This window comes from Spirulina subsalsa CS-330 (genome assembly GCF_028330765.1).
Classification (GTDB): Bacteria; Cyanobacteriota; Cyanobacteriia; order Cyanobacteriales; family Spirulinaceae; genus Spirulina; species Spirulina subsalsa_A.
This window is the reverse complement of the sequence record NZ_JAQMTY010000098.1, coordinates 1-7,093: the sequence shown is the minus strand read 5'-3', so window position 1 is coordinate 7,093 and position 7,093 is coordinate 1. Positions and strand designations below refer to the sequence as shown.

The following is a 7,093-nucleotide window of genomic DNA, read 5'->3' as shown; positions in this document are numbered from 1 at the left end:
GTATGGGGTTCTAAGAGCAAGTCTTTTGGGTAAAACTTCGAGCAACACTTGGGAGCGTAGCTGAGTAGTTTAGTTGGATAAAAAACGAATCGCTAGCGGTAAAATGCAGGATTCAACAGTTCTATGAAGCCTAAAGGAAGACAACCAACTCTGGAGTCTGAATCATTCAGCTAGGCAGGGCATTGTCTAGTGCGAGAGTAGTCGTAAGACAAACGAAGGTTTGCTGGCTACGCCAGGATCGCAGAATCCTCGTCGCTTTAGCGCGAGGAGTATGTCAACCCAAACCGATCGCCAACCGGAAGTGTAGAGAGGGCGACTCTGAACCTTCCAGCACCGGATCACGTCATAACTCTCGATAAAATTATTGATCACAAGGCATGATGGTGGGGGATAGTGGGGGTGGTGATGCGAAGCCTATGCCCTCATTCATAGCGGTGCGATCGTCCCGATTTCGCTCATCACTGCTCTTGAACATTTACAGATATCTCGTTTTTTTGTTGTTATCTAGTGTCGGTTTATTATGCGCTCAGGCTCACTGCTCGAAAAACTTTGTACGGCCCACCAAAACACAGGTCATCCGATTAACTTAGGGGTGTATTACAAAAATACCTTGATTGCCCTGTGCCATGCCCTCGAAGATTTTGTCCTCGAATCGGAGCGCCCTCCCCTGATCATTGCAGCGTTTCAGCAGGGTAAATGGTACGCCCAAGAAGCCGAACGCTATGCAGCGATCGCCCAAAAATCCAGCCAGATCGCCATCCTCGTCGCCGCTGACTCCGGGTTTGCCGAACATTCCACCGCCGCCCAGGACAATGTAGACATTATCGAACTCACCACCGATGATCCCGTTGCCCAAGAATGGCACTTGATCATCCTGTCCCCCACCTATAGCGCCATGGTGCTATGTCAAGAACTCTCCGAGGCTGACTATGGCGAGGCGGGCCAACCCCAGGACGATCTAGAGCGAAAATTCTATGGGTTTTGGACGTTCGAGTCGAACTTGGTGCATGAAACGCTGCAATTCGCGATCGCTCATATTCACGCCTACAACCCCACCCTAGCCGACCGCTGGAGCCAACAACTCACCACCATGACCCAAGACTTTGGATCATGTCAGCGCGATGACCTCAATACCGTGGTGATGAATGTGGTGCAAGCCCTCCAAGACAGCCAATCCAGCCCCACCGCCCCCAACTCCATCCTCCATAACAATCTCCTCTCCAACGAGATGCAAGCGTTCCTGCGCATGGCTCAACTCATTGATCAGGCCGATGTCAATAATCCCAACGCCGCCGGCGAAGTGGCGACCTTGGCCGAAACCATGGGGCAACTCTTGGATCTCCCGGCCTGGCAGGTGAAACGGTTGCGCCTGGCTGGGTTGCTCCATCGCCTCGCTCCCCTCACCGGCAATACGGCCCTGGGTGAGCTTCAAACCGAAGCCCAGCATCAAGCATTCGCAAAACAGGGGATTCTCCCCAAAGCGGCAGTGTTGCGGATCATGCCCCAACTGCAAGCGATTAGCCAAATCATCACCCACCAAGCCGAGGCGTGGGACGGGTCGGGCATACCGGACGGGCTGGCCTATGATGCGATTCCGTTGGAGTCGAGAATTTTAGCGATCGTGGCGCAGTTTCAACAGGCTGTGCTCCATGCGAGGGATGCAAAGAGTGACCAACCGTTCCAGGATGCCCTGGCCGTCTGTCAAGCCCAAGCCGGGCAACGGTTTGATCCGAAATTGGCGGAGACGTTGGTTTTGCTGGTGTTTGGGTTACAGCAGGGGATGAATCTAGCGGTGCATCAACCGAAGATCGCGTCGGGGATTTGGTTGTTGGATGATGATCCGGCGGTGACGGCGGCGGCGTTAGACCTGGCGTAAGCTCGCGCCTGGCCTTAGATGCCGTCCACAAAGATGCCGGGACTGAAGCCGTTTTGAGGATCAAAGCTCTGTTTGACTTGACGCATTAGGGCGATCGCATTGCCCGGATAGCCCCACGGATCGATAGTCTGTTTAAGGGCCGCCGGAGCATCAAGGAGGGTGAAGAAGCCCCGCTGCTGTGCGCATTGTCGCCGCACCCGCCGCAGTTGATCCGCTGTGATCCCGGCGGGAAATTGGCAAAAACCGAGACCGCTGCCGCCGTTGCCGAGGGCGATCGCTGTCGTGGGCAGATTCGCCAACAGATCTGGTAACGCCGCCGGCAAGACCCCAAACCGCGCCGTGATCGCGTCCCTGTGGGCGGGCGTGCGCACCGTGGCGGTGAGGGTGTCCCAAAAATCGGGGGCGGGGGTGGTGATCGTTAGGCCCTGTTGAGTAGCGATCGCGTCCAATTGGTCAAGCTGCACCGCCACACTGGCCGCAATACTGGCGAATTCTACCCCCAGCCCTAACGCGCCCCGTCCCCCCCCAGCCCGTACCAGCGAGCCGTTCAACAGATCCAAGCGTACCGGCGTGAGGGTGGAGTTTAACAGGGTTTGGGTGGTGGTGGCGATCGCCTCGGCTGATCCCGTCAGCACCCGCGTCGCCATCGTCTCCGGTCGGGGATAGGTGCGAAAGGTCAACTCCGCCAACATCCCCAACGTGCCAAACGACCCCGTCAGCAGCTTCATCAAGTCATAGCCCGCCACATTTTTTACCACCCGTCCCCCGGCTTTCGCGATCGCACCATCCGCCCGCACCATCGTCATCCCCAACAACAGATCCCGCACCCCCCCGTACCGCTGTCGCCAACTCCCCGCATCCGCCGTCGCCACAATACCGCCCAGGGTCGCCTGGTCTGGATAGGCCGGATCGAGGGGGAGAAACTGCCCCGTGGGGGCGAGATGGGCTTGGACGGCGGCGAGGGAAATCCCCGCTTCTACGGTGATCGTCAAATCCCCCACCGCATGATCGATGACACGATCCAACGCCGCCCCACTGACGAGATAGTCCACCGGCCGCCCAATCCCGCCCCAGGTCAGTTTTGTCCCCGTGCCACAGGGTCGCATCGTGCCGCCGCTGTGGTGGAGATGGCGGATCACGGCTTGGAGGGCGGGGAGGGTTTGGGGAAACAGGAGTTGCGGCGGCGTGAGATCGAGGGCGGTGAGGCGATCGCGCCACGGAGGAGTCACCGTTGATTCATCAACAGGGTCAAGATCAGCTATCAACGGTAGAGAATCAGCCATACACACTTAAACAGTCACGATCAAAATTTTCAGGGGTTGAGTGGGGACGCTGCCCCGCGATCGCACCCCCAACCCGACCCGAACCAATCACGGTGCGAGTCCGCCGGTTACAGGGCATCGCTCAATTATCCTATCACTGGCCTCCCCAGCCAGGGGCGGCATCGCGTTCAATCGGACAATCCCCACCACCGTTTCCCCCGCCTCATCCCCTCTGTCCCCATGGAAAAAATCGCCTTCAGATATTTCTCCATCCCGCTAAAAACCCCTGAAAAAATACAGCAAAATCTCAGCAGTAGCCTACACTAGCAGTTAACTGCAACTCCGCTGTCCAAACGCTATGTCCCAGATTGTTTCTGTTCATTCCTACCGAGGTGGCACGGGTAAATCCAACACCACAGCTAACCTAGCGATCGCAGTGGCAAGCCACGGATACCGCGTCGGCATTGTTGACACAGACATCCAATCACCCGGGATTCACGTCCTCTTCGGCTATGCCGAGGAAACCCTGAGTCCCTGCCTCAATGACTATCTCTGGGGGCATTGCAAAATTGAAGAAACAGCCCATGATGTTACCGCCGTGATCTCAGGTGACATCCCTAGCCGTAGCCGTGTCTACCTCGTCCCCTCCAGTGTCAAAGCCGGAGAAATTGCCCGCGTCCTGCGCGAAGGATACGACGTGGGACTCCTCAACGACGGTTTCCAAGACCTGATTGAGGCCCTCAACCTCGACTATCTCTTCATTGACACTCACCCCGGCCTCAACGAAGAAACCCTGCTTTCGATCACCATTTCCGATATTTTGGTCTTGATTCTGCGTCCCGACCATCAAGACTTTCAAGGCACTGCCGTCACCGTCGATGTTGCCCAACGCTTGAACGTGCCACAAATTTTAATGGTGGTGAATAAAGTCCCCCAAACCTTTGATTTTGATGATCTCAAAAAACGGGTGGAAAGTATTTACGGCAATCCCGTCGGGGGAATTTTGCCCCATTCCGATGAGATGATGATTCTTGGCAGCGAAGGGGTCTTTGTGCAACGCTACCCCGACCATCCCATCTCCCAAACCATCGCCAAAATTGCCCGCAGCATCCTGCCCTAATTCCAACCCGTTATGACCCAATCTCTCATTCTGGGCATTAGTGGAGCCAGCGGCCTGATCTACGCCGTGCGGGCCCTCAAACACTTGCTCACGGCAGACTATACCGTGGATCTCGTGGCTTCAAAATCCTCCTTCCTCGTTTGGCAGGCGGAAATGAATACCCGTGTGCCCCCTGAGCCGGAGGAACAAGCGCTCTTTTGGCGCGAACAGGCCGGAGTTCCCACCGCAGGCACGCTCCGGTGTCATCGTTGGGGCAATGTGGGCGCGGCGATCGCTAGCGGCTCCTTTCGCACCCACGGCATGATTGTGATGCCCTGTAGTATGAGCACCGTGGCGAAGATTGCCCAGGGTCTAAGCTCGGATTTGCTCGAACGGGCCGCCGATGTGCAACTCAAGGAAGGACGGCGGTTGATCATCGTGCCCCGCGAAACCCCCTTTAGCTTGATTCATCTGCGCAACTTAACCGCCCTCGCCGAAGCTGGGGCGCGGATTGTCCCCGCGATTCCGGCCTGGTATCACCATCCCCAGACCATTGAAGACCTGGTGGATTTTGTCGTGGCGCGGGCGTTCGATCAACTTGACCTGGACTGTGTGCCGTTGAATCGCTGGGAAGGGTATTGATTGATACAAAACGTAACGAAGCGTGAAGGAATCGCCTGTCCTGTGAAGATCATCGCCAATCTGTGAACGGGAATCCTTTAAAATGATAGCCTGGTATTTCTAATGGCATCATAGTCATTAGTAATCTCGAAATACTGTTTGTCACTGTCATTTGTGTCAATCACGATTGATATTGCGGACTGAATTTTCTCTGTTTGGAGACACGGAACCCATTTGCGATGAGTAACCCTGCATTTTCTTTCTTTTCATCCCTTGCCTTAAAGGTTGTTGGGGTCATTTTGATTGTGTCGTCGCTAGTCGACTATATTGTGCTTTTGATTCCCTTTAGCCCCCTCAATCAAGATTGGCAGATTGCGTTTACCAATCAATTTGTTGACCGTGGTGTGATCCCGATGATTGGGATTGCTTTTCTGTTGACAGGCTATTGGTTGGCAGAAAATATGGGCGCGGGCCAAGCGAGCAAAATTTCCTTCACGGATTTGCGCTTTTGGTCGTTTGTCTTGGCGGCGGTTTTGGGCTTGGTGTTTTTATTGCTGGTTCCGGTGCATATCAGTAACCTGAGTCGGGCGAGAACCCAAGCTATGCAACAGATTGAACAAAGTGCGACCCAGGCTGAAACTCAAATTGAGGGTCAGTTGGAGCAGGTGACGCAGTTGTTGGGAGATGAGGCTCGGATTCAAGAGTTGGATGCAGCGATCGCGAGCGGTCAAGTTGAAGGGGCCCAGCTTGAACAATTACAAACTATCCGCCAGCAAATTGAAGAGTTGAAGGGCAATCCCGATGCCGTCACCCAACGGGCTGATGAAGCTCGCACCCAACTCGAAGAGCAGCGCCAAGAAGCGGAAAATCAAGCCCAGTTAAATGCCTTTAAATCCGGTTTCCGGATCGGGGCGAGTAGCTTGTTGCTGTCGGTGGGCTATTTGATTATTGGCGGCATGGGCTTTCGGAGCCTGGCCGGCGGTGGCGGTGGTGGCCGACGGCGCTAGGGTCTGATCGGGCTGGCGATGGCGTGACGGGGTGATGGTCGTCCTGTGCCTCTCGTCACCCCATCGGGATCACGCCCAGATCACTGATGATTTTGATGTAGCTGGCTGGGGTGCGATCGCACCCCCTTTGACGTGACTGCGATGTTTTCAGTTTATATCCTGACCTATAACGAGGAATCGGAGATCGGCCCCTGTCTCGATTCCATCCTGCCCCATTGTGATGATGTGATCGTCGTTGATTCCTTCAGTACCGATCAAACCGTGGCGATCGCGGAGCAATACATCGCCCAAGGCCACCCCGTGCGCCTCGTCCAGCACCCCTTCATCAGCCACGGCCAGCAACGCACCTGGATGCTTCGCACTGTTGAAACCGCCCACCCCTGGGTCTACATCCTCGAAGCTGACGAACGGATGACCCCCGAACTCTACGCCGAATGCGCCCAAGCCCCCCAGCAAGACCAGTACATCGGCTACTACGCCGCCGAACGGGTGATGTTCATGAACCGCTGGATTCGACGCTGCACCCAATACCCGCGTTACCAAATGCGCCTCTTTCACAAAGACCGGGTTTGGTTCGACGACTACGGCCACACCGAACGCGAAGTGTGCGACGGCCCCACGGCGTTTCTCACCGCCACCTATCCCCACTACACCAGCGGCAAAGGCTTCAGCCGTTGGTTTGAAAAACACAACCGCTACTCCACCGACGAAGCCCGCGAAACCATCAAACAACTCCAACAGGGTGAAATCAATTGGCGCGATCTCCTGTTTGGCTCCTCGGAAGTCGTGCGACGACGCGCCCTCAAAGATCTATCCCTGCGCCTACCGTTCCGCCCCTTGCTACGGTTTTTGTATATGTATTTTCTCTTGGGGGGGATTTGGGATGGGCGGGCGGGGTTTACCTGGTGTGTGTTGCAGGCGTTTTATGAATATATGATTTTGCTCAAGGTGTGGGAACTGCGTCAGGAAGCGGTGACAGCAGAGACCGCCATGCCAAAACACTGAATCCACCAAGGGAGCGATCGCACCATCTCAATCCATCGATATTTCCCACGCTCCCCCCAAACCCCCCTGAAAACACGCTACAACATTGACACTCCCACCGTTAAATCAAAGATTATAACGAGGGATTCTTGCTTCATTGGGTTTGTCTAGTCTCAAGTCATCTCTGTCTTGAAACCCCGTCCAGATTCCCCTCCACAAGCATCTGTTTAACGTCCACTGAATG

Annotated in this window: 6 protein-coding genes; 5 read left to right on the top strand and 1 reads right to left on the bottom strand. The window is 55.4% G+C overall.

Annotation, left to right across the window (positions count from 1 at the left end):
* The first annotated feature begins 520 nt into the window (after window positions 1–520).
* Entirely contained in the window at window positions 521–1,876 is a 1,356-nt protein-coding gene (locus PN477_RS06645) for a DICT sensory domain-containing protein (RefSeq protein WP_272117044.1), read from the top strand.
* Window positions 1,877–1,890: 14 nt separating this feature from the next.
* Here PN477_RS06645 and PN477_RS06640 read toward each other — a convergent pair whose 3' ends face one another.
* On the bottom strand, window positions 1,891–3,159 hold the full coding sequence (locus PN477_RS06640) for an FAD-binding oxidoreductase (RefSeq protein WP_272117043.1): 1,269 nt from the start codon (window positions 3,157–3,159) through the stop codon (window positions 1,891–1,893).
* 337 nt (window positions 3,160–3,496) lie between these two features.
* Between PN477_RS06640 and PN477_RS06635 the strand changes: the two genes are divergently transcribed.
* The 4 genes from PN477_RS06635 (at window position 3,497) to PN477_RS06620 (ending at window position 6,870) form a co-directional block, all read left to right on the top strand.
* Window positions 3,497–4,258, top strand: coding sequence for a MinD/ParA family ATP-binding protein (locus PN477_RS06635; RefSeq protein ID WP_272117041.1), 762 nt, complete (start codon window positions 3,497–3,499; stop codon window positions 4,256–4,258).
* A 12-nt stretch (window positions 4,259–4,270) separates the two neighbouring features.
* A complete protein-coding gene (locus tag PN477_RS06630; protein WP_272117039.1) occupies window positions 4,271–4,879 on the top strand; it encodes a flavin prenyltransferase UbiX in 609 nt (202 codons plus the stop codon).
* Window positions 4,880–5,097: 218 nt separating this feature from the next.
* Window positions 5,098–5,865 (top strand): hormogonium polysaccharide biosynthesis protein HpsJ, encoded by a 768-nt coding sequence (hpsJ-B, locus tag PN477_RS06625; protein WP_272117037.1) that lies wholly within the window; start codon window positions 5,098–5,100, stop codon window positions 5,863–5,865.
* 141 nt (window positions 5,866–6,006) lie between these two features.
* The gene (locus PN477_RS06620; RefSeq protein WP_272117035.1) at window positions 6,007–6,870 is read left to right on the top strand and encodes a glycosyltransferase family 2 protein; all 864 of its coding nucleotides are present in this window, start codon (window positions 6,007–6,009) and stop codon (window positions 6,868–6,870) included.
* The last annotated feature ends 223 nt before the right edge of the window (window positions 6,871–7,093 follow it).